General features: G+C 33.0%; 19 protein-coding genes. 9 read left to right on the forward strand and 10 right to left on the reverse strand.

The window, feature by feature from the left end:
* Positions 1-2: 2 nt before the first annotated feature.
* Both ISP73_04720 and ISP73_04725 read left to right on the forward strand, forming a co-directional pair.
* Positions 3-1,484, forward strand: coding sequence for a cryptochrome/photolyase family protein (locus ISP73_04720; protein MBL6657889.1), 1,482 nt, complete (start codon positions 3-5; stop codon positions 1,482-1,484).
* Between the two features lie 68 nt (positions 1,485-1,552).
* Positions 1,553-2,053 (forward strand): DUF2179 domain-containing protein, encoded by a 501-nt coding sequence (locus ISP73_04725; GenBank protein MBL6657890.1) that lies wholly within the window; start codon positions 1,553-1,555, stop codon positions 2,051-2,053.
* 4 nt (positions 2,054-2,057) lie between these two features.
* Here the strand turns inward: ISP73_04725 and ISP73_04730 are convergent, their stop codons facing one another.
* Positions 2,058-3,626 carry a hypothetical protein gene (locus ISP73_04730; GenBank protein ID MBL6657891.1) on the reverse strand — a complete coding sequence of 523 codons (1,569 nt, stop codon included), beginning with the start codon at positions 3,624-3,626 and terminating at the stop codon, positions 2,058-2,060.
* Between the two features lie 90 nt (positions 3,627-3,716).
* On the opposite strand from ISP73_04730, the gene ISP73_04735 reads away from it, so the two are divergent.
* Positions 3,717-4,460 carry a 1-acyl-sn-glycerol-3-phosphate acyltransferase gene (locus ISP73_04735; GenBank protein MBL6657892.1) on the forward strand — a complete coding sequence of 248 codons (744 nt, stop codon included), beginning with the start codon at positions 3,717-3,719 and terminating at the stop codon, positions 4,458-4,460.
* A 16-nt stretch (positions 4,461-4,476) separates the two neighbouring features.
* Here ISP73_04735 and ISP73_04740 read toward each other — a convergent pair whose 3' ends face one another.
* From ISP73_04740 to ISP73_04750, 3 genes are all read right to left on the reverse strand, one after another.
* Positions 4,477-5,058, reverse strand: coding sequence for a short-chain dehydrogenase (locus ISP73_04740; protein MBL6657893.1), 582 nt, complete (start codon positions 5,056-5,058; stop codon positions 4,477-4,479).
* 183 nt (positions 5,059-5,241) lie between these two features.
* A complete protein-coding gene (locus tag ISP73_04745; GenBank protein ID MBL6657894.1) occupies positions 5,242-5,715 on the reverse strand; it encodes a hypothetical protein in 474 nt (157 codons plus the stop codon).
* Positions 5,676-6,458 (reverse strand): hypothetical protein, encoded by a 783-nt coding sequence (locus ISP73_04750; GenBank protein MBL6657895.1) that lies wholly within the window; start codon positions 6,456-6,458, stop codon positions 5,676-5,678. Before ISP73_04750 ends, ISP73_04745 begins: the two co-directional genes overlap by 40 nt.
* Before the next feature lie 261 nt (positions 6,459-6,719).
* On the opposite strand from ISP73_04750, the gene ISP73_04755 reads away from it, so the two are divergent.
* From ISP73_04755 to ISP73_04765, 3 genes are all read left to right on the forward strand, one after another.
* A complete protein-coding gene (locus ISP73_04755) occupies positions 6,720-8,987 on the forward strand; it encodes a fasciclin domain-containing protein (protein ID MBL6657896.1) in 2,268 nt (755 codons plus the stop codon).
* Between the two features lie 35 nt (positions 8,988-9,022).
* Complete coding sequence (locus ISP73_04760; GenBank protein ID MBL6657897.1) at positions 9,023-9,904, forward strand: hypothetical protein; 882 nt, start codon at positions 9,023-9,025, stop codon at positions 9,902-9,904.
* 309 nt (positions 9,905-10,213) lie between these two features.
* Positions 10,214-10,921 carry a nitroreductase family protein gene (locus tag ISP73_04765; protein MBL6657898.1) on the forward strand — a complete coding sequence of 236 codons (708 nt, stop codon included), beginning with the start codon at positions 10,214-10,216 and terminating at the stop codon, positions 10,919-10,921.
* A 4-nt stretch (positions 10,922-10,925) separates the two neighbouring features.
* Here ISP73_04765 and ISP73_04770 read toward each other — a convergent pair whose 3' ends face one another.
* On the reverse strand, positions 10,926-11,240 hold the full coding sequence (locus tag ISP73_04770; GenBank protein ID MBL6657899.1) for a helix-turn-helix transcriptional regulator: 315 nt from the start codon (positions 11,238-11,240) through the stop codon (positions 10,926-10,928).
* Between the two features lie 234 nt (positions 11,241-11,474).
* Between ISP73_04770 and ISP73_04775 the strand changes: the two genes are divergently transcribed.
* Together ISP73_04775 and ISP73_04780 are read left to right on the forward strand one after the other, a co-directional pair.
* Positions 11,475-12,023: a YceI family protein gene (locus tag ISP73_04775; GenBank protein MBL6657900.1), complete on the forward strand. Its 549-nt coding sequence runs from the start codon at positions 11,475-11,477 to the stop codon at positions 12,021-12,023.
* A 162-nt stretch (positions 12,024-12,185) separates the two neighbouring features.
* Entirely contained in the window at positions 12,186-13,058 is an 873-nt protein-coding gene (locus tag ISP73_04780; protein MBL6657901.1) for a pirin family protein, read from the forward strand.
* A 314-nt stretch (positions 13,059-13,372) separates the two neighbouring features.
* Here the strand turns inward: ISP73_04780 and ISP73_04785 are convergent, their stop codons facing one another.
* The 5 genes from ISP73_04785 to ISP73_04805 form a co-directional block, all read right to left on the reverse strand.
* The gene (locus tag ISP73_04785) at positions 13,373-13,807 is read right to left on the reverse strand and encodes a DUF3299 domain-containing protein (GenBank protein ID MBL6657902.1); all 435 of its coding nucleotides are present in this window, start codon (positions 13,805-13,807) and stop codon (positions 13,373-13,375) included.
* Complete coding sequence (locus ISP73_04790; GenBank protein MBL6657903.1) at positions 13,800-15,098, reverse strand: ABC transporter permease; 1,299 nt, start codon at positions 15,096-15,098, stop codon at positions 13,800-13,802. The genes ISP73_04785 and ISP73_04790 overlap by 8 nt, the downstream gene beginning before the upstream one ends.
* The gene (locus ISP73_04795) at positions 15,095-15,721 is read right to left on the reverse strand and encodes an ATP-binding cassette domain-containing protein (GenBank protein ID MBL6657904.1); all 627 of its coding nucleotides are present in this window, start codon (positions 15,719-15,721) and stop codon (positions 15,095-15,097) included. Before ISP73_04795 ends, ISP73_04790 begins: the two co-directional genes overlap by 4 nt.
* 443 nt (positions 15,722-16,164) lie before the next feature.
* Positions 16,165-20,103: a T9SS type A sorting domain-containing protein gene (locus tag ISP73_04800; protein ID MBL6657905.1), complete on the reverse strand. Its 3,939-nt coding sequence runs from the start codon at positions 20,101-20,103 to the stop codon at positions 16,165-16,167.
* Positions 20,104-20,131: 28 nt separating this feature from the next.
* Positions 20,132-20,701 carry a histidine phosphatase family protein gene (locus ISP73_04805; protein ID MBL6657906.1) on the reverse strand — a complete coding sequence of 190 codons (570 nt, stop codon included), beginning with the start codon at positions 20,699-20,701 and terminating at the stop codon, positions 20,132-20,134.
* A 175-nt stretch (positions 20,702-20,876) separates the two neighbouring features.
* Between ISP73_04805 and msrA the strand changes: the two genes are divergently transcribed.
* Positions 20,877-21,458, forward strand: a complete 582-nt coding sequence (msrA, locus tag ISP73_04810) for a peptide-methionine (S)-S-oxide reductase MsrA (GenBank protein ID MBL6657907.1) — start codon at positions 20,877-20,879, stop codon at positions 21,456-21,458.
* Positions 21,459-21,549 lie beyond the last annotated feature (91 nt).

Raw genomic sequence — 21,549 nt, forward strand, 5'->3', positions numbered from 1 at the left:
GCATGAAAACAGTCAATATTATATTTCCAAATCAATTATTTGAACTTAGTCCTTTACCATTTGAACAGTCTGTTTCTTATCTCATCGAAGATGATTTATTTTTCAAACAATATAATTTTCATAAACAAAAATTGGTATTGCACCGATCTAGCATGAAGTTTTATGAATCGTATTTGAATAGTAAAAACCAATCAACAGTATATGTTGATTGTAATAATAATTTAGCAACTATTGACAGCCTATTTAATCACTTCAAAAATGAAGAAATTGCATGTATTCATTTCATTGACCCTGTCGATAACTATCTATCTAAAAAAATTGAGAAAAATGCTAAAAAATATAATCTGGATTTAAAAAAGTACGACAATCCTAATTTCTTGACTAAAGATGAGGAATTAGGCACTTTTTTTAAAGCTGATAAGAAAAAGTTTTTTCAAACTTCTTTTTATATCAATCAGCGAAAGAAATTCAAAATTTTAATCGACAAAAACGAAACTCCTATCGGTGGCAAATGGAGTTTTGATACAGAAAATAGAAGAAAATACCCTAAAGGAAAAACACCTCCTGCAATTAAAAATCTTGAAAGTGATGCTTTTTATGAAGAGGCTGTTAATTATGTCAATAAAATTTTCTCAGAAAATATTGGAGAATTAAGTTCTATACCCCTTTACCCTACTACTTTTGAGTCTTCGAAAGAATGGTTTGACGACTTTTTACAAAATAGATTTTATGATTTTGGAATCTATGAAGATGCCATAGTCAAAGAAGAGTCATTCTTAAATCATAGCGTAATTACACCGATGATGAACATAGGTCTAATAACGCCTGATTACGTCCTAAAATCAACATTGAACTTCGCCGAAAAAAATGATATTCCATTAAATTCTGTTGAAGGTTTTATTCGCCAAATTATAGGATGGAGAGAGTTTATAAGAGGAATATATATTGTCAAAGGTTCTCAAGAAAGAACTACTAATTTTTTCAACTTCAAACGAAAAATACCGACCTCCTTTTATGATGGTACTACTGGTATTGAACCCATTGACAATACCATAAAAAAGATTCTTAAAACAGCCTATTCTCACCACATTGAACGACTCATGATTTTAGGGAACTTTATGCTTCTATGTGAGTTTGATCCAGATGATGTATACCAATGGTTCATGGAGGTATTTATTGACTCATACGATTGGGTTATGGTACCAAATGTATATGGAATGAGCCAATTTTCTGATGGTGGACTTATGTCAACAAAACCTTATTTCAGCAGTAGTAATTACATCAAAAAAATGAGTGATTACAAAAAATCAAATTGGGAAGAAATATGGGATGCTCTTTACTGGCGTTTCATTCACGAATATGAAGATGTATTCAAAAACAATATCCGAATGAAATTCATGGTAAACATGTACCACAATATGAGTGATGAAAAGAAAAATAATATCAAAACCATTTCAGAGTCTTACCTAAGCTCTTTGGATTAATAGAGTTCAAATTCATCTCCTGGAAATGAATTTTAAATTAGTACATTTGATATGTAAATATTTACTAAATGAGTGTTTTTTTAGCAGCATTAACAATTTTCCTTTTACGTTTATGTGACCAAAGTCTTGGTACTGTCCGAGCTTTATTAATTGCAAAGAATAAACCTTTGTATGCTGGATTAGTAGGATTAGTAGAATCTGTAATTTGGATTTTAGCAGTTTCAAAAGTCATTCAAGATATTGATGATTCTTTGCTTATTGCTGGATATGCATTAGGTTTTTCCGCCGGTACAATTTTAGGCTCATATATTGAAAGCATTCTAGGTTTTGGTGATGTTGTAGTTAGGGTATTTACCTCCATAGACTCTCTTAATGTTGCTGAACCCCTAAGGAAAGAGGGTTTTGGTGTTACCGTAATAAATGGTGAAGGTATTAAAGGTTCTGTTAGAATATACTGGTGCATCATTCCAAAAAGGAAACTCAAAAAGGTACTGAAAATTATTGAAGAAACAGCTCCCAATTCTTACGTCACCACAGAGTTTGCAAACCCCATGACACTCAAGAAATAAGTGATTAATCCACTACTAAAAACTTTCCAGAAGATACTGCACTTTTAGTACCGTTAATGGTGTAAAAGTATACTCCCGAAGTCAAAGCCCCTCTTTTAAAAGAAATATACCCTCTATTAAGGTGGTAGTCTATACTAACTTTTTTACCCTCAGTATTTACAACATCCAAAGTGTAATCTTCAAATGAATTATCGAAATGTGGAAAATATATACTTGAAACTTGATTAACAGGATTTGGAGCTACATAAGAATTGAATAGTTCTGTTGAACTGTATTCTGAAACTCCAGAAACCGTTAGAAGTGGATCATTACTTAAGATACTGTCAATATTTATAAACTCATCTCCTTCTTGATATTGTAAAAATTGAAAGCTATCAAATAGCATTTCATCATTTGAATTTGGACCAACAGTAATAAGTTGAGGAGGATTAAACGGATTGTGGTGATTACCTACTGTATTATCGTATAAGTGTTCAGAATAAAGGGTATATCCTTCAGGAATTTTTAACAAATTTTTAAAGTAATAATACTCTTGATGATTAAAATCCCAACGGTTAATTTTAATTAAAGGAATGGTATCATCTCCTAGAAAGGCGTAATTTAATATCTCAGTGCAAATTTTATGAGAATGTGGTAAGGCATTATACACAGAAAAATCAAACTCAACAGCTTCAGACTCTGTACTTATCAATTTCTCTTCATTAGGTAAAATATAAAAATCATCCTCCCAATATTGAAGAGGGGTCTGAGAAAAAACTTCTCTTACGCCTATCTCATCTTCTGGGTAAAAGAAGAGTCTTACTTGAATATTTACATCCATTCCATAACTCGCTCCTGAAGACACATAGTTAGGTGTGTGTACTTGAAAAATTAAGTCGGCTTGAGCAGGAAGAGATATTCCCATTTTAATTTCTGAGGAATTAGGAAAAATGATAGGATTTCCGCCTGGTGTATAAATCCCAACATAAATCTCTCCTTCAATATTTGCACTAAGTCCTGACATATCTTCGGAAACTACCCCCGCATTGTCGGCATTAAAAACAATATGATGAGTAAGTTCAGGATTTTCAGGTATAATCTCAATTGCCCTCAAATACCTCTGAGTCGTTAAACCACTCGGCACGACTAAAAGATTATACGCATCTTCATTGAAGGCATTACTTTCAAATGTTGGTGTATTGATGATTAAGTCAGGCTCACCGTTAAGGATTGTAGAAGAAAATTCTGGAACTTCTGGTAATAAAGAGGTATCTCCTTCTAATGCAAAAGCATCAACCCAGTCGAGAATAGCTTCTTTCTCACTTTCCGTTAAGGCTCTTTCGTTGACAAAATGCATATAAGATGTATCAGGAGCCCATGGCGGCATATATCCTTCTGAAACTTGGTGGTAAATAGAATTACGGTAAAAATACGTTTCATCGTAGTTTAAAACCGAAAAGGGTGCCCCTCCACCATCTCTATGGCATTGTGCACATTTTTCAAATAATATTGGAGCAATATCAGAATAGGTGTTTTGAGATAGAGCTGTGAAAGAAAATAAGAGTAAAAATAAACTTGTTGATAGAGTCCTCATGATGTCAAACTTACAATTTTTTAATAAGTTATTAAATATTTACTAATTTTATCAAAGACATAAAAACCAATTTGTCTTTAACACGTTAATATGTTTCTAACAAAGAAAAATAACTTTGGGCACAATCTGTTTTTAAAAAAATGGCTAGTAAGAATACTCGGAATCTTATCCCATTCACGTTTTAGAGGAACGAACAAGATGCATATTAGTGGAACCCATTTCCTTGAGGATTTACCTGATAAAAATGTCTTATTTATTTCCAATCATCAAACCTATTTTGCTGATGTGGCAGCTATGATTCATGTTATAAACGCTAGCCTAAAAGGGAGAAGAAATAGCATTAAAAACATAAGCTACTTGTGGAAACCCAAGATGAATCTCTATTTTGTAGCTGCCAAAGAAACTATGAAATCTGGGCTTATACCTAAATTAATGGCACATGCTGGTTCTATTAGTATTGATAGAACATGGAGGTGTAAAGGGGAAAGTGTCCAAAGAGATGTTAAGTCAGAAGATGTTTCGAACATTGACAAAGCATTGAATGAAGGCTGGGTTATTACATTCCCTCAGGGCACTACAAAAGCATGGATGCCAGTAAGAAAAGGAACGGCTCATATTATCAAGAAAAACAAACCTGAAGTTATACCAATTGTTATTGATGGTTTCAGGCGTTCGTTTGACAAAAAAGGACTGTTCGTCATAAAGAAAGGGGTATTAAAGTCTTTTGAAATAAAATCTCCGTTGGAAATAAATTATGAAAGTGATTCTATAGATGAGATTGTAAATAAAATCGAATTCGCCATTGAGCAACACCAATCCCAAAAACTGGTATAAACAGCCTATTGTAGTTCTAAAAAACTTGAAAAATAATTAAAGCGTAAACCAGAAAACGAATATACCTAAACAAAGACCATAAGAGGTAATGCTTAAAATTGTATTTAATTATTCCACAAGCCATACTTACCATAGAGTGAGGAAGTGGCGAAATTGCTCCTAAAACTACAAATACTCCACCCCACTTTCGTAAGTTGACTATATGCTTTGCAATTTTAACTTCTACATAATTTTTTACTGCAGGAATTAAAAATAGACGTCCTCCTATGAAGTAAGAAATTACACCTCCTAAATAAGAAATAGACGCTAGAGTAAATAAATATAAATAGGAAAAAGACGATTTAGATGCCCAAGCAATGAATACTTCTGGTGGTAGCAAACCTAAAATAGACTCTGATATTAGAAAAATTGAAAATATAGCTAGTGGAGAAAAAGACTCAACTAAGTTGCTAAGCAATAGATTGATATCAACAACAAAAGTATCTAGAAGAAAAACTACAGCAACAAAAAGAGCAATAAGATAACCCCCTTTGAAAGCGGTATCCTTTAAAAAGGAATAAAAACGTGTAATCTTAAAGTACCGATTGAGTAAACCCAATCGTTTTGACACACTGTTTTTAGCTGTATTACCACCGTTCATTTTTAACCTATTAATTTATCTTAAAATTATGGAGGGGCAAAAATAAGGTTAATTTTTCGATTACAAACTCAAGATTTGAATTGAAAAAAAACCCTCTTATTTTAAGAGGGTTTTTTGCACACTAGAGGGAAAAAAAGAATTTTACTCGATTATGATTTTTTTCTCTATATCACCATTGTCATAAATATAGAACAACAATCTATTGTCAGCATCCTTATCGGCAATTCTACCTAAAGCGTCAATTACTCTAATAAGGTTTTTATTTTGTACAAAAGACTCATTAATAGAGGTTGGTGCAGAGATTGATCTTGCCCAAGCTTCACCATACCACACCCATTCGTCACAAATCTCTTGATTCATATTACACATTTCACTCCAACCTTGTGGAAAAGCATTCAATCCATCAGCATATATGGAAGCACTCCAACAAACCGTCAGTGTATCATCTAATGATAATGATAAGGCAAACTCAGGTGTCCATGTGTGAGGATAAGAACCCACACTACCATATTGAGACATAAATTCATTTGAAGGGGTAATTACAAAACCATGCACTACGGTATCTGTAATATCATTTAAAGATTCAGTAATATATCCAGAAAAATAACTTCCCAAAGGCCATCAACTTCTGTAAAATTAGCATCGTACCATGTTGAATCACAAAAATCAAAATTGAAATAAGTGAATGTAGCCGAATAGTCACATCCATCAGCATCAACAATGTAACAAGTATATACTCCATTAGCGGAAGGCGTGATAGTTTGTGATTTTTCTAAATTACTCCATTCATAAGACACAGGTAAATTCACACCATAGGCATTTGCTGTAAGTTGACCATTCTCTTCTGTAATTTCAACAGAACCGTTACAGTCTACAGAAGAATCGCATGAAGCTATACAGCTTTCTTCTGTTGCAAATTCTCCACTTCCATCCATTAATTCAGAACAACCAAAAGCGTTTTGTGAACATGTCCAAGTAGATATAACATCTCCACCTACAGGTACCCATGCTTCACCGTTCCAATATTGAGTTAAGCAACACATTAAAGTATCAACGTACCCTGAATCGGAAAGGGTGTAAGCTATACAAGTTGTAATTGTATCCTCACCATACTCATTATATACGGTATGTGTGCAAGGACCACCAAAACAACTATCTTCCCATGTATCTAGTATTGTATTAGTATAAGCATACAATGGAGCCATGGTTGGCAAACCATTTCCTGTAGTTGGAATCGCTACCTCAAACACATAATAATTACCTACTGTATAAGTTTGTTCACACAATGTTGTAGGAATGTTTTGTGCCTTTGTTAATAGTCCGAGAGAGACTAAAATTAATAATATAAGATTTTTCATAAATATTTTTTTTATTTAAATAATGGTTCAAATGTATTTTTAAATCTACTGAGCAACAAATATTTATCGCTCTCTACTTATAACTTCAATTTATATAATAATACCTTTTAATCATAAAAACACTTATGTATTCAATCATTTTAACTGTCACGTTTAAACATACATAATTGTTAAAAATATAAGTCTTTGTATAGCTTTTTTAAAAAATAGTTATACAAAATGATATATATTCATATATTTGTTAAACAATTTACATGAAAAATGAAAGATTTAATATTAGCCTTAGCAATTTCTTTTAGTGTTTTCAGCGCAAAGTCTTATGCCCAATGTGAAGCAGACTATACTGTTATTTTAAACAATTTTGAGTTTGTTCCTTCAGAACTTACCATAGCGCCTGGCGAAACAGTTGCCTTTATTAATATTGAAGGAGAACATACTGTGAATGGCATCTCAAATAGTATTACTGGTGAGTCATTCAATAATGCTATTGATTACTTCTTAGAGCAAACTACTGGAAACTCTGAAGGTGTATGCATGGGGGTTATTGAATTTGATACTGCCGGTATTTTTAATTTTGATTGTAGTGTGGGTTACAATGCTGAAGCTGGCATGTCTCTAAACATTAATGTAGATGCATTTGATTTGTACGACTTATTAAGTACTGTATATAATGCTGATAACCCAAATCCACAAGATGTATTTAGTTCCTTCTATGCTTTCAACTCATTCACTAATGAATATTTAACACAAGGTGGACCATGGACCATTTTTGTTCCCAATGACGATGCTGTTAATGAAATACTTGAATACATGAATTTGAACCAATTTGATGCTCTAAATATTCCTGATTTCACAGAAATACTTCAGTATCACATTGCACCTGGAAGATTGTTAGCTGAGGATTTATTTAATGGTTTACAGATACTGTCTGCACAAGGTCAAATGTTGAATATTACCGAAAATAATGGTTCATTCTTTGTGAACAATGCAGAAATAGTAACAACTGATTTAGAGGCATACAATGGAGTGGTACACGTAATTGATTATTGCCTAGCCCCAAGTGGCTTGCCAGAAGCAACAGTCATGGAAATAATTGCTAGAAGTGAAGTACACCAAACTTTTGAAGAAGCAATTATATTAGTCAGTTACGATGATAACCTTTCAACACAAGCTTCCATTGACAATAGTATTGAAGGTCCTGGACCCTTTACGGTCTATGCCCCTACTGACGATGCCTTTGCGTTTTTTGCTCAAGAGCTTGATATGACAGTTGATGAACTCTTAGAATCCCAATACATTTATGACTTAGTGTTCAATCATATTTTTGAAAATGAAATACCAAGTTCTGAAATGTACTCTGGTAACACTGCCTTCAATGTAGATGGCATTAGTGTTGAATTCGATTACACAGACAGCACCTTCTTTGTTATTGGTGATGAAAATACTGCAGAAGTTACAATTACAGATTTAATGGCATATAACGGTATTGTACATGTCATTGATGCCGTAATTAGGCCTAATATTCCTGTTTTAGAGGGAAGTTGTGGAATATGGCGACTAAATTTACTATCAAACAATGACGGATGGGAAGGCGATATATTATATTTATACATTAATGATGAATTCATAGAAGATTTAACTATTTACGAAGGTTCAAATTCAAGGAACTTCAATTTTGGAGTTGATGAAGGTGATATCATTGATTTATTTGTTGGTAACGATGGAAGCGGATATGGTGGATATAATCACAGCTACAAACTCTACAACGGTGATGGACAATTAGTTACTAGCATTAATGACTCTCCAAACTATAAGCTCCCAAATATTACAAATATTGTAGCCTGTGAAGTGTTTGGTGAAGACCATTGTGGGAAAATAAAAATTGAGTTATTTCATGATATTGGATACGGTTGGTACGGACCTCTTCAAGTATATATAAACGGAGAATTAGAACAATCAATAGATATGCCAGTAGGATATAAGCAAATAACAGAAATTAATGCTAACTACAACGATACTTTTGATTTTATAGTTAACAATCCTGTATATCCTGAAGAAACTGGTTATAAAGTGTTTGACACTAATGGCCAAGTTATCATAAATGATAATATTATTAACGTGGCACCTGAGGATGCTTTCGATATTCCTTTTTGCACAACGATTGCAGAAAGCTGGAATTGCATAAATGATGCTTGTATTGACCCAATGGATGGCTCTGGTGCTTTCTCATCTTTGAACGATTGTCAATTTACATGTGAAGGGATTATTTCTTCAATCAAAGAAAACAGTCTAGATGTTTCTATATATCCAAATCCATCATCAAATGTATTTAATATCAATTTGAATGGATATGATAAATATGAACTATCGGTTACAAATATAATTGGAGAAAAAATATACACTGAAGAACTTAGTCTAAATGGAAACTATGTTAATCAGATTGATTTATCAAACTTCCATAAAGGAATATATAATTTAACTGTTAGCTCTAGAATTGGAGCAAGCAACTACAAGCTTATACTTCAGTAGACAAGTTTGTATGTAGTTTTTTAAAAACTAATATTATGTCAGGATTTGAGGTTAAAATTTTTAACACTTTTATAGGTATAAAAACAAAGCAAAAAGTAGAGCGGTTTATTTTATTCATCTCAGTAATAAGCTTTTTCATTCATCTTGCTTTGATTTACTTAACAAAGCTTAATCTAATAGAGATTGACGACCAACACGGTTTACTTTCAAGCCCAATTGCTGCTATTTACACTCCATTTTCATTTATACTAGCCTACGAAATATATCTACTAATATATTATCTCCCCCGTTCAATAACTACCTATATATCCAAACAGTACGAAATTATAACATTGATAATCATCAGGAGAATATTTAAAGATATCTCTAACCTTGATTTAAACCAAAGGCTGTTTAGCAATGAATCAAACATCCAAATATTCCTTGATTTAGGCACTTCTTTGGTTCTCTTTCTACTAATCTATTTTTTTAGACGTAATTCGATGAAATTCAAGTCTACAGCTAGTGAAGATGTGTTAAATCGATTTATAAAAATTAAGACATGGATGTCTACCCTATTAGTACCAATTATCATCCTACTGGCAAGCTTTCATTTTATATCGTGGATTAGTGGCGTCTATGATTCACAAATGGTAAACACACAAATGATATCAATCAATAATATTTTCTTTGATGAACTCTTTCAGTTACTCATTATCGTTGATGTCTTACTACTATTGTTCTCCTTCTTTAACTCAGAATTATTTCATAAAATCATGAGAAATTCTGGCTTTATCATCTCTACAATCCTCATAAGAATTTCCTTTTTTACAGATGGAATATCAAATATAATACTCATAATTTCATCTTTACTATTTGGGCTTTTGATACTTATCATTTACAATGAATGTGAGAAAAGAGAACTGTTCAAAAGCTAGTGAATAGAATATTTATTTTTATTATGATTGGTAATTAATAAAGGTCTAATTTTAGCATTTATTATGCATTACTTTAACCTTAAATATGGACACTCAAATAATATTGACAATAATTCTATTGATTATAGAACTAATTGCTTTTGCATGGCTTATTAATGACCTTAATAAATCTAAAAAAAAGCAAAATAAAATTATAGAATTAGAGAATCAAATACTAAAGCTCGAAGGTTCAATTCTAGAGCAAGAACAGAATATAATTTTTGAAATAAAAGAACTGAAATCAATACTAAAAACAATACAAAATAAATAATGGATTTTTTTGAAGCAGTAAATAAAAGAAGATCAGTAAGGCGATTTACTGACACAGCTGTACCAGAATCTGTAATGAGGAAATGTCTCAAAACATCAGTGCTAGCAGCAAACTCCTCCAACCTTCAACCCTGGGAGTTTTATTGGATTAGGGATGAGGAAAAGAAAAAAAAGGTTGTTGAAGCGTGTTTCTCTCAGAATGCAGCAAAAACTGCCAAAGAAATTGTTGTATCTCTATCTAGAATTGACACTTGGAAGAGAAACCGTGATTTTATTATTGAAGAGTACCTAAAAAAAGGAGAACTGCATCCATTAGTCAACAAGTATTACAATACCTTAATACCATTAGCTTACACCCACGATCGCTTTGGTATTTTTGGTATACTGAAACGTATTTTTTATGTCTTTTTTGGTATTTTAGGATTTTTCAAACCCATTCAAAGAGGACCTATCTACAAGCATCAATTATTTGAGTCCGTTACAAAAACTACAGCCCTAGCTTGTCAGAATTTTATGATGGCATTAGTTGCCGAAGGGTTTGATTCCTGCCCTATGGAAGGCTTTGATGAAAAAAGAGTTAAGAAAATACTCAATCTCAATTGGCAAAGCCACGTTGTAATGATTTTTGGAATTGGAGAAGCCGAAGAAGGAGGAGTTTATACAGAACGATTTAGAATCCACGACGACTTAGTTATTAAAGAAGTATAGGCAATTACTTCGAATAATGCTTTGAAACCCAACTGTCAATTTTTTGAAAAAGCGGTAATAAGTCTTTACCAGCATCAGTAAGTCTATACTCAACTTTAGGAGGTATTTCTTTATACACTTTTCTAGTGATAAGATTATCGGCTTCCATCTGTTTAAGGTGTTCTGTAAGTACTTTTCTAGAAATACCATGAACAAGTGTTACTAACTGACCAAATCGCAAATGTCTGTTTCTAAGATTGTAAATTATTGCTAATTTCCATTTACCACCAAGTTTATCAGTGAATATACTTGTAGGGCAAAATTGTTCGATATTATCCATTTCTGTACTATTTGTTACTTATAGGTTACCAGTATTTGATTGTTACTTTTAAGTAACCGTTACTTTTTGTTACTAATATTAGTTACCTTGCGAAACTATAACAAAAAATTTAATTAACAAAATATTATGAAAAATTTAAGATCACCAAAATGTAAATGTGGATAAACAAAAAATCCAAACGGGAATTGCGATGGATCACATGCAAACTTAAGAAGTAATTTCATCAAAACAACTATGGCAATTATGCTTTTAGCATTAAGTGTGGGTTTACAAAGTTTTACACCTAACGATACCATAAAAGTAAAAACTAGTACAGTTGAATGGAAAGGAGAAAAAGTAGTAGGTTCACACGAAGGTACGATCTCATTAAAATCTGCTGACTTAATATATGATAACAAAAAACTCAAAGGTGGGAACTTTGTAATGGATATGTCAACAATTGTTTGTACAGATTTATCTGGTGAATATAAAAATAAATTAGAAGGCCACCTTAAGTCTGATGACTTCTTTAGTGTACAAAAATTTCCTACCTCAAGTCTAACTATTAAAAAGGTTTCTAAAGTACAAGATAACCGTTATAACATTAGTGCTGAGCTTACTATCAAAGGCATAAGTAAAGCTATTGATTTTACTGCTGAAGAGGTTGAGAATAGATTAAATGCTACTATTAAGATTGACAGAACTGATTTCGATATTAGATACGGTTCTGGTAGCTTTTTTGAAAACCTTGGAGACAACATGATTTACGATGAATTTGAAATCAAATTAAGTTTAGAGATATAATATGCCTCGATCAAAAAAACGACTCACTCTTAAAGAAATTGATGAAAGTGAATGTAAAATTATCTTCATATCAAAAAATATTAAAGTAACTTTACGTTCCCAAAAGAGTTTATCCACTTGGCTTGAAAAATATCCCTCAGGAAAATTTATATTTAAGTAAAGATGAAAAGATTAGATTTTATAAAAAAGACTATCATTTCCGGAGCTGCTGCGATGGCAGCTCCATTTGCTCTCAAGTCAAACACTAAGACCGAGTCAACATATGATAAATTAAGTGAACAAGTTGGTTTTAATCACATGCCTAATACTGAAATTATGACAGAACGTACAGTATTACACAAAGGCAATACACGAGGCAGTGCCAATCACGGTTGGCTAAAGGTTAATCACACCTTTAGTTTTGCAAACTATCACAACCCAAATCGTATGAACTTTGGCGTCTTAAGAGTGCTTAATGACGACACTATTGCAGGTGGACGAGGGTTTAACACCCATCCACATGACAACATGGAGATTATTACCATTCCATTAGAAGGTGACCTAGAGCATAAAGATAATATGGGTAATGGTACTGTAATCAAAAATGGTGATATTCAAGTAATGAGTGCTGGAAAAGGAATAACGCACAGTGAATTTAATGCTAATAAAGAGTTGCCCGTAAAGCTTCTACAAATATGGCTATTCCCCAACAAAAGAAATGTTACACCTCGATACGACCAGCTGTCTCTAAAGTCTATCAGCAAACAAAATACTTTTAATCAAATCCTCTCCCCTAGCTCTATGGATCAAGGTGTATGGATACACCAAAATGCTTGGTTTAGTTTAGGAGAGTTCACTAAAGATATGGATATTGATTATAAGTTGAATTCCGACACCAATGGCGTATATGCTTTTATTATTGAAGGCGGTGCCGTTATTCAAAAACAAAAGCTCGAAAAACGTGACGGATTCGGCATCTGGAATAGTAAGCAAATAAATATTACTGCTAAGAAAGACTCTAAGATTCTTCTTATGGAAGTCCCAATGAAAATATAATTATAAAAGTAGTTCAATTAATAGTTTGCCTTTGGTAACTATGCGTCAAGTTCTATTTTTTTTCTTTTTAAGTACGGGTCTGTGCTATGCCTCTTTTCCTGTTAGTGATAGCCAAAATGCTTACGAATTAGAAAACATAAAGCCAGAGCAAAGTTCTGAAAGATACATTTATGCCGAATTAAGCTTTATTGGTGGAATATTATGTAGATATCTTAGTACTTACTATAAGTGTTTAAATGCTCTCTTATTGAGTTCAAATCAAAAGAGAATTGAACTTTACTCCAAGCAGAACACATCTTCTTTCAAAAATCCGTTTACCTCAAGTAAACTTCAGCGTTTTGCAGAATGTAATTGCACTGGTAAATATCGTCTGAGTTGAGCTTAAGTGTCCCTTTCATAGTTGCTACTTCATCCATTATAAAAACATCTTTTTTCGACTTCATCTCTAGTTCTATAATGGTTTCAGGACCACCAACACCACAGAAAAAACACGAAGAAAATGGCCCTTTTGAAAGGATATAATAATTGTCAGTGGGGTCAATTGCCAAAACAAAGCCTCGAATTACCACTTCTTTACCCGCTAATTCTTGCACATTCATCCCAAAATGAGGATATAAAAAGTATTCATCTTCTTCTTCCATATAAACATCGGTAAACTCAACATCAGCAAGTGTACTCCAGTCTATTTCGATTTGAGAATAACTGATTTTTACAAAAAAGCAAAGAGTAAGAATAAGTAGTCTATGCATCTGAAAGTGTTTTAGGGATATTAATATTATAGGTTTGAATAGTAGGTATTAGTGATGCAGCTAAGCCGATAAGTAGCGCTATTGGGAACAACCACAGTTCCTCACTTATTAGATTGAATTGAAAGGAATTTACCGCATATTTTTGCTCAACCAAAAAAGACATGAAGAACAGGGTCAATCGACTGATTAATAATCCAAAAATAGCTCCTAATAATGATAGTGTCATTCCTTCTTGTAATACAAGTTTAACCAATTGCCATTTGCTAGCTCCGTGTACACGCATAAGCGCTAACTCATAACGTCTTTTTTTCAATGAATTATATAGACTGATAAAAATACTTAATCCAGAAACTATAATAATTATGTAGGCAATACCATTTATAGTCTTCACACCAAAACCCAGCAAATTAGTTAATCGACTTATTTCAAGTGCTGGAACAGCAGCTTGTAGGCTTGTTGTTTCATTGACTTTTCTAGGTAATTGAATAAAACCTACTGGACTTTTAAATTTCACTAATAGAGCGGTTATCATAGCATCATCGGGGATGCCTAGGTCTTCGGAAATACTCAACTCCACCTCTTCACCATGGTTGTGGTCACAATTAGCATGGTCATGGTGGTCATGCTCGTGATCGTGGTCACAATTGGCGTGGTCGTGACTGTCTTCAATAGCTTCATGATTATGCACCTTCCAAACGCTTTTTGAATTGGTCAAAATTAGCTGATCAACTGTAGAATAGGAAGGGTTTAGTATTCCCACAACTTCATAAGCATAATCGTCATGAACTTGCCCCCCTTCTACTAAGCCATGTGTGCCATAAAAGGTATCCCCAATTTCTAATTGATGAACATCGGCAACCGTACTTCCAAGTACCACCTCTAAACTACGGTTCCATAATCGCCCTTCCTTCAGGCTCACTTCATAGAGTTCAGGGTATTGGTGTGTTGTTCCAACTATTCTAAATCCGTTAAAAGAATCGCCAAAAGAAAGCGGAATGGTAAAATCAACCAATGCGTTTTTACTAAGCTTTTTTGCTTCCTTATATGAAATATTTCCTGTTGGGTTATCTATGTGATATATACTGGAAAGAATTAACTGTAATGGACTACCTTTTGCTCCAACAACCATATCAATACCCTTGAGGTTAGCTTTGAGTTGTTGTTCTATTTGGTTGTTCAGTAATAAAAGCAATGAAATGACACCTACTCCAAAGGTCATTAACAATAAGCTAAGAGTAGTATTCAAAGGGTTACTTACAAGATTTCGCCAACCTAATTGTCTAATATTCATAATGTTATAGATTTTTTAAATTGACTTTTTAATCTGCTATCGTGCGTGATGATTATTAGTTGGGCATTTGTGCTTGATGCCTGCTCTTTGAGGAGTTTAATAATCTTATCGCAATTAGTATCGTCCAAACTGGAAGTGGGCTCATCTGCTAAAATTATATCTGGATTTTTGACAACTGCTAAGGCTATAGCTGCTCTTTGTTGCTCACCTTGACTTAATTCATCTGGCTTACAGTCCAATTTATCTGCTAAGCCTATCTGCTCTAACAAATGAATAGCACGTTCTCTGTCTTGATTGTTATGTGACAAATACAGCGAAAGAAGCAGATTATCCAAAACACTGATATTTCGCACAAAATGTGGACGTTGAAAAACCATCCCTATGTGCTTTCCTCTGAATTGGTCTAACTCTTTAGAGGGTAAATTATGATAGTTAAGACCATTAAAATCTAATGTTCCAGACAAGGGTTTTAATAATCCAGCTAGAATTTGAATTAAGGTTGTTTTGCCTACCCCTGACTCACCAAGTATCAATAAATCTTCTTCGTTTTCTAATTTAATATCAGGAAACGAAAATTGATTTACATCATCGTAAGCAAAAGTTATAGATTCTGAATGCAACATATACTCTAAAAATTTTTATCTATGACAAATCATCAATAAAAGCCATTAAATATCCTATTTAATTTTGATAAAAAAACATTTAACAAAATATTTTTTTACATGATTTAACAATTTTATAAAGACAAAAATAACACAATTATTGCAACACTGTTGCATTGAAAATATAATTAAATATTTGACAAATCATTTTTGATTGATTTTATGAAATTAGTTTCAAGGCTTGGAATTAAATCACACATAACAGAATTAGACTCTATACAGTTGGGGTAAGTATCTGAATAAAGTGTTTAAGTAAGTGGAAAGGAAGCAAATTCGTATTAGAAAAAGAAAATATAATAAATATTAGAATTGATTTTTTTCATAATCTGCAACAAGTTTTGGTTAAGCTTGTTTTTCAAATTTAAAAATACTTCTAATCAACTTTAAACGTTAATGACACCTATCTATTTTATCTTAACAACTTTAAAGTAATTATTAAACGATTTGTTATAACACTTCAAGTGATATATTCCTGATTCTAATTCGCCTAATGATATCATTGTTTTAGCATTGTTTTTAGTCAACAATGAGCCAGAGCTAATGAGCCTAGATGAGTTATCATAGACTTCTATGTAGACCTCTTCTGACATCTCTGAATTTGAATTGAACTCAACATAAATCTGATCTTTTGTAGGGTTAGGATGGATTAGTATATCGTTTGAATTAATACTATTTTCTATTACATCATTACTTTCATCTACCTCAACGGGAACGTTCACTTCGTATTCGCAAACACCTGAGGCGTCTTGAACGACTACATTATAATTACCCACAGCCAAGTTATAGAACTCATTGTCTTCTTCGAAATTCTGACCACCATCAACACTAAATAGATATGGACTTAAGCCAGAAGTTGGAGTAATTATAATTGCTCCATTTGCTACTACCACAGAAGAAACATTGGTTGACTCCACATCAATAGAGGTTAAAGTACATTCATTTACATATACCATTTCTTCATAAGAACATATTCCATCTTCATCCTGAACTATAACAAAATATTCGCCAGGAGTTAATTCTGAAAATATATTATCGGTTGTAAAATTCATACCACCATCAATACTGTAATTATATTGTTGGGACGAAGGCGTGAAAATGGAAATGACACCATCATCATTAAAAGAATGGGTAATTACTACATCCGCATTAATTTCACAACTGGATCCACCGGGGCAGAGCAATTCAATAGCTTGACTTCCAAAGGTACCATCGTTAAATACAATTGTTTCTCCTGAAGAATTGAGCACAGAGAAGTTGCCAGGGGAAAAAATCCCATCTCCATACGAATCATAAACAATAAGTGAATAACACGAGGCATAGTCCAAACAAATTTGCTCAGTAATAGTATCGTAATTACCATTATCACTAAGATCACCACTTGCAATAATATTATCATTAAAATCAAAAATTGACCATGATGTTTCATATGGATATTGATCACTATTTAAAATAAATGTTACAAAATCATAGGTTGACAGAACATCTAAAAATGCTGTAGCGAAGTTGTTAATTGGAACCTCATCGGCTTGCCCGTTCACACTAAAAACATTTATTGTCACTTCATTATTTAACGTTTGGAAATTCCCATCAACAATAACAGATATATCATCTTGATTCAAAGAAGAAATATCAACTTCCTCATTAAAAATCCCTGCACTTTCTCCATTAATAAATATTTCAAATTGAACATTATTTATGGTATTACCTCCATTATTTTCAATAGTAATTGTTGCTTCAATTTCATTGTTACATTTTTCCTTAAGTGTTCCTAAATAAACTGTAGCATCTAATTGATGAATCTTAGTTAAAGTGTAATTCAATGTATCATTGTTTCCGTATTCATCGTCTACATCGCTTACAATACCTCTAAGATTATAATCCCCCTCGTTTGAAAAATCTTGTAAGCTTTGGAATTCAAATTCTGCATTAGAAAATGGCTCTAAAGTTTCTGTTATGGTTAGGGTTTCTATTTCCTGGTCATCGACTAAAAGAGTCAGTGTAAAATCACTCATTGGGTTTAGTCCCGTATTAGAAATAACCACCTTTATAGCTTCGCTATTTCCTAAGTCTGAAGAAGATACTGGAGATATAAACTCTGTAAATTCTAAATCATTATCGGCTTTTATATCTGCCCAAAATGAAACCCATGGTCTCGCTTGTTTAATTGCAAGCTGATCTTGTGCAGTGACTTTGTATTCTATATCCATACCAAAGCCTTCAACGCCTTCTACATTGTATAATATGGCGAATTCATCATGAATGATAGAGAGGTAATCCCTCATTTGATCTAAATAACTCTGCCCCATTACGAGTTGATTTTGCTCTACTAGGTTAGATAATTGAAGTACTAAATAACCACCTGCATTTTCAGGGTCTTCATATAACAGGATTTCTTCAGGTACAGAATTTGGATCAGGATTAGTAATTAATGACTCCCCTACTTGAGTATTCAAATAGAACGTATTTTCTGTTTCATAAATAGGGTCTAAACTAATTCCAACACCGTTAGATTTTTCTTCTTCGAAGTTGGGGTGACACAATACTCCCATTGCTGCCATAAAATGATCGACTCTGTAAAAATCCCTTTCCTCATAAGCTCTAAAGTTCCACATACTAGCATAGACTTGCTTTATAGATTTAGAAATATGTCCTTCATCTAAGTGCTGCGTTTTGGAGGTGTATAAACCTGCACCACTAAAGCCAGGCAAATCTTCATTATTAGTACTTGATCTACACCTTACCTTCGTACCCACAGGAAAATCATCGTGCATGGCCTGAAGTTGATCCATCATCCATGAAGGCATCGGAGCATCTTTGATATCGTCTCTGAACATTTTAAGGCGATCTACACGGAAATTGATGTCATTTTGAAATGCTGGATTATCTATCATTACCTGTGCTTCTAAATAGAAGTTATTGTATTGCATGAACTCATCGTAGAAGTAAAATGGAATACCAAAACCATCTGGAATAGTACCATCAGGCAATCCAAACGATCTCATTGTAGCAACATTCGAGCATTTTGCTCCAAAGGCTGTTGACATTTCAAATTCTATGTCGTCTAGCGGCAAAATTTCTGTAATGCTTAGGTCTCTGACTGGAATTTGGGGTTCAGTGGGTCTTATTGCTTCATACCATTCATTTACCTCATCCAAAGTTGCTTCTCTAAATTGAAAGGTTTCGTTTTCTACTTTGTAGTACACATAGTTATTCAACAGATTTGAAATAGAGTCAATAGATAATGGATCCTGGATGTAGGCATTAGGAACGTTATCTTGTATCGCCCTTAGGTTCACGTGAGATAGAGGTGTTTGTATTACGGAAGTAATAATACCTCCTACTCTTGGTAAGGAGTTTGGAAGTGCATCATAAAGTACAATATCTCTGGAGCCAGGAGTTTCATCAACTTCCATATGTTTAAAATACCCATAGCCTTCGGCTTCATGAAAGGGTATGTAATTTATATCCCCAAAGACATCGGATTCCAAAACAACATTTATTCGTGTGCCTTCAAAGTCTTCAACATAGTTGTTCATGTAATTGTTTTCATTTCCCTCGCTGATAAAGTGATTCAAATTATTCTGTAAAAATGGCATATTAGCGACGAGCAATTCATATGTTCTTTGGGTAGCCTCAAAATCATAGGTGTTACCAAATGAGAAATTGAAAGAGTAGCTACCAATCACACCTCCTGGGAGTATGGTATTTGGATTAAAAACAATCTCCCCTGAACCATCGTCCCCTGTAACAGTAGCTCCTATACCTGCAAAGAAAGCTCCATGAATGGTATACGTATTACTATTAATAAAATATACTTTTGGCTCAGGGGTATCTCTATCTAAAATTCCAAATTTCACATATAGCTGACCATCCAAGAAAGGAGCCCAACCTACATTATTAATCGTAGCTAAACCCATAAAGGTTTCAGCATCAGGTATTGAAGTTGCACCGTCCTCAAAATCAATAGCTTGCGCAAAATTAATTGGTGCATCAGTGGGCATATTGTTAAACTCTGTTACGTCATCAATTTCATCTCCATCTATATCGCCCGGATTTGAAATGTCATATTCAGTAACGGTATAGTTTTCTATCGGATAGGCACCCCCTGGATCAGAAATTATCATAGTTCCGTTTACTCCCATATTTACCGTTGTAGCCCACTCAAAGGTAGGACTGTGTTGAGAAGTAAGGACATAGTACTTCCCCTCTTCTGCTTCAATTGAAAGAAGTGCTTGTCCACTGTTATTTACAGAGTAATTTATTATTGGCACAACTGCTTGAGCAAATGAAAAATTGTATGTAAAAAGTAAGCTAAATTGAAATAAAATTAATTTTTTGAACATATAAGGTTAAGTTAAGTTTTGATTGATTTTATTCGATACACTTAAAGGTTGAGTGAAATAAATTAAGTGTCCGAGAGTCTCCACTTACGACAATTTGATAGATGTGATCATAAATGTGTAACTCAATATCTTGAATCTCTTTGTTTATCAGCAAGCCTGCTAATACTACTGTAGTATTACTATGTCCTACCACTAAAACATCTTGTTTGTTTTCTATAAGATGATTTGAAAACGACTGAATATTTTGTTCGTCATACAACGTAATATCTATTTCTTTTTTATCCGCAGTGGGTAAGGCTGTGTTTCTTGTTCTTGTGAAATCCGTACTGTATACTTTATCTAGATTCACCTCATCTAGAAAGTTACTAAGCGACATCGCTCTTTGTTCACCGCACTTAGACAATGGCAAATCAGAAGTTTTATCAGAGGTATGGTCTTTTTCAGAATGCCTTACCAAATAAATTGTAAAAACATCATCACTTTGAGCAAATACATCGAAATTCCATACTTGCGTTAGTAAGCAAAATATTAAAACTCTTCTAAATGTTTTGTTAAGTGGATTCAAACTACTCAAATTTAATCTACTAATGTACGTCATTTAAGCCTTTTATGAAAAGTCTAAAGAATAAAACCTTATGCCTTCATCTTAGAAATAACCGTTCACATTCTAGTTTTTCAAAAAAAATATACTAATTATTTTAAACTATTAAAAATCGAAATCCATCTCATTTATAGACAATATTTCGCCATTTTTGATTATATTAACCTTTCATATGAAACGACTTTTATTTTTATTCATAATAATTTATAACCTGTGTATGGCACAAAACACAACAAAACAAATAACCTTAGGTGGAGGTTGTTTTTGGTGTATTGAAGCAGCTTTTGAAGATGCAAAAGGTGTAGAATTGGTTGTTAGCGGATTTTCTGGCGGTAAAATTAAAAACCCAGCTTACAGAGAAGTTGTAAATGGAAAAACAAATCATGCCGAAGTATGTCAGATAAGCTACAATCCAGAAATAATTAACTTAAATAATATTCTAGAAATATTTTTTCTTGTACATGACCCCACAACACTTAATCGTCAGGGAAATGATGTTGGAAGACACTATCGTTCAATAATATTATATCACAATGACAATGAATTAGACCTTATTAAAAGAGAAGTAGAAAAATACAACAAAGAATATTTTAACAATAAAATTGTTACAGAAATACAAAAGTACGAGGCTTTTTATCCTGCTGAAGAATATCATCAAGAGTATTATAAAAATAATAGCGAACAACCTTATTGTAAAATTGTAATTGAACCTAAATTACAAAAAGCAAGAAAATTGCTAAACAAATATTATTAGTGATTTAAAAAGGGATATATAATCAAATCCCTAGAAAAATAGTAGAAAAAGTAGTCGGGATGAGAGCAGATGAACCTTTTGCTCCCCTACT

It is taken from the genome of Flavobacteriales bacterium (genome assembly GCA_016779935.1).
In the GTDB taxonomy this organism is placed as follows: Bacteria; Bacteroidota; Bacteroidia; order Flavobacteriales; family UBA7312.

Excerpts from the sequence above, each read along its gene's own strand:
- ISP73_04750 (MBL6657895.1), bottom strand. The coding sequence starts at position 6,458 with ATGAAAAATCTTATATTATTAATTTTAGTCTCTCTCGGACTATTAACA.
- ISP73_04775 (MBL6657900.1), top strand. The coding sequence starts at position 11,475 with ATGGCAATTATGCTTTTAGCATTAAGTGTGGGTTTACAAAGTTTTACA.
- ISP73_04795 (MBL6657904.1), bottom strand. The coding sequence starts at position 15,721 with ATGTTGCATTCAGAATCTATAACTTTTGCTTACGATGATGTAAATCAA.
- ISP73_04790 (MBL6657903.1), bottom strand. The coding sequence starts at position 15,098 with ATGAATATTAGACAATTAGGTTGGCGAAATCTTGTAAGTAACCCTTTG.
- ISP73_04755 (MBL6657896.1), top strand. The coding sequence starts at position 6,720 with ATGAAAGATTTAATATTAGCCTTAGCAATTTCTTTTAGTGTTTTCAGC.
- ISP73_04725 (MBL6657890.1), top strand. The coding sequence starts at position 1,553 with ATGAGTGTTTTTTTAGCAGCATTAACAATTTTCCTTTTACGTTTATGT.
- msrA (MBL6657907.1), top strand. The coding sequence starts at position 20,877 with ATGAAACGACTTTTATTTTTATTCATAATAATTTATAACCTGTGTATG.
- ISP73_04760 (MBL6657897.1), top strand. The coding sequence starts at position 9,023 with ATGTCAGGATTTGAGGTTAAAATTTTTAACACTTTTATAGGTATAAAA.
- ISP73_04735 (MBL6657892.1), top strand. The coding sequence starts at position 3,717 with ATGTTTCTAACAAAGAAAAATAACTTTGGGCACAATCTGTTTTTAAAA.
- ISP73_04780 (MBL6657901.1), top strand. The coding sequence starts at position 12,186 with ATGAAAAGATTAGATTTTATAAAAAAGACTATCATTTCCGGAGCTGCT.
- ISP73_04765 (MBL6657898.1), top strand. The coding sequence starts at position 10,214 with ATGGATTTTTTTGAAGCAGTAAATAAAAGAAGATCAGTAAGGCGATTT.
- ISP73_04785 (MBL6657902.1), bottom strand. The coding sequence starts at position 13,807 with ATGCATAGACTACTTATTCTTACTCTTTGCTTTTTTGTAAAAATCAGT.
- ISP73_04805 (MBL6657906.1), bottom strand. The coding sequence starts at position 20,701 with ATGACGTACATTAGTAGATTAAATTTGAGTAGTTTGAATCCACTTAAC.
- ISP73_04770 (MBL6657899.1), bottom strand. The coding sequence starts at position 11,240 with ATGGATAATATCGAACAATTTTGCCCTACAAGTATATTCACTGATAAA.
- ISP73_04720 (MBL6657889.1), top strand. The coding sequence starts at position 3 with ATGAAAACAGTCAATATTATATTTCCAAATCAATTATTTGAACTTAGT.
- ISP73_04800 (MBL6657905.1), bottom strand. The coding sequence starts at position 20,103 with ATGTTCAAAAAATTAATTTTATTTCAATTTAGCTTACTTTTTACATAC.
- ISP73_04730 (MBL6657891.1), bottom strand. The coding sequence starts at position 3,626 with ATGAGGACTCTATCAACAAGTTTATTTTTACTCTTATTTTCTTTCACA.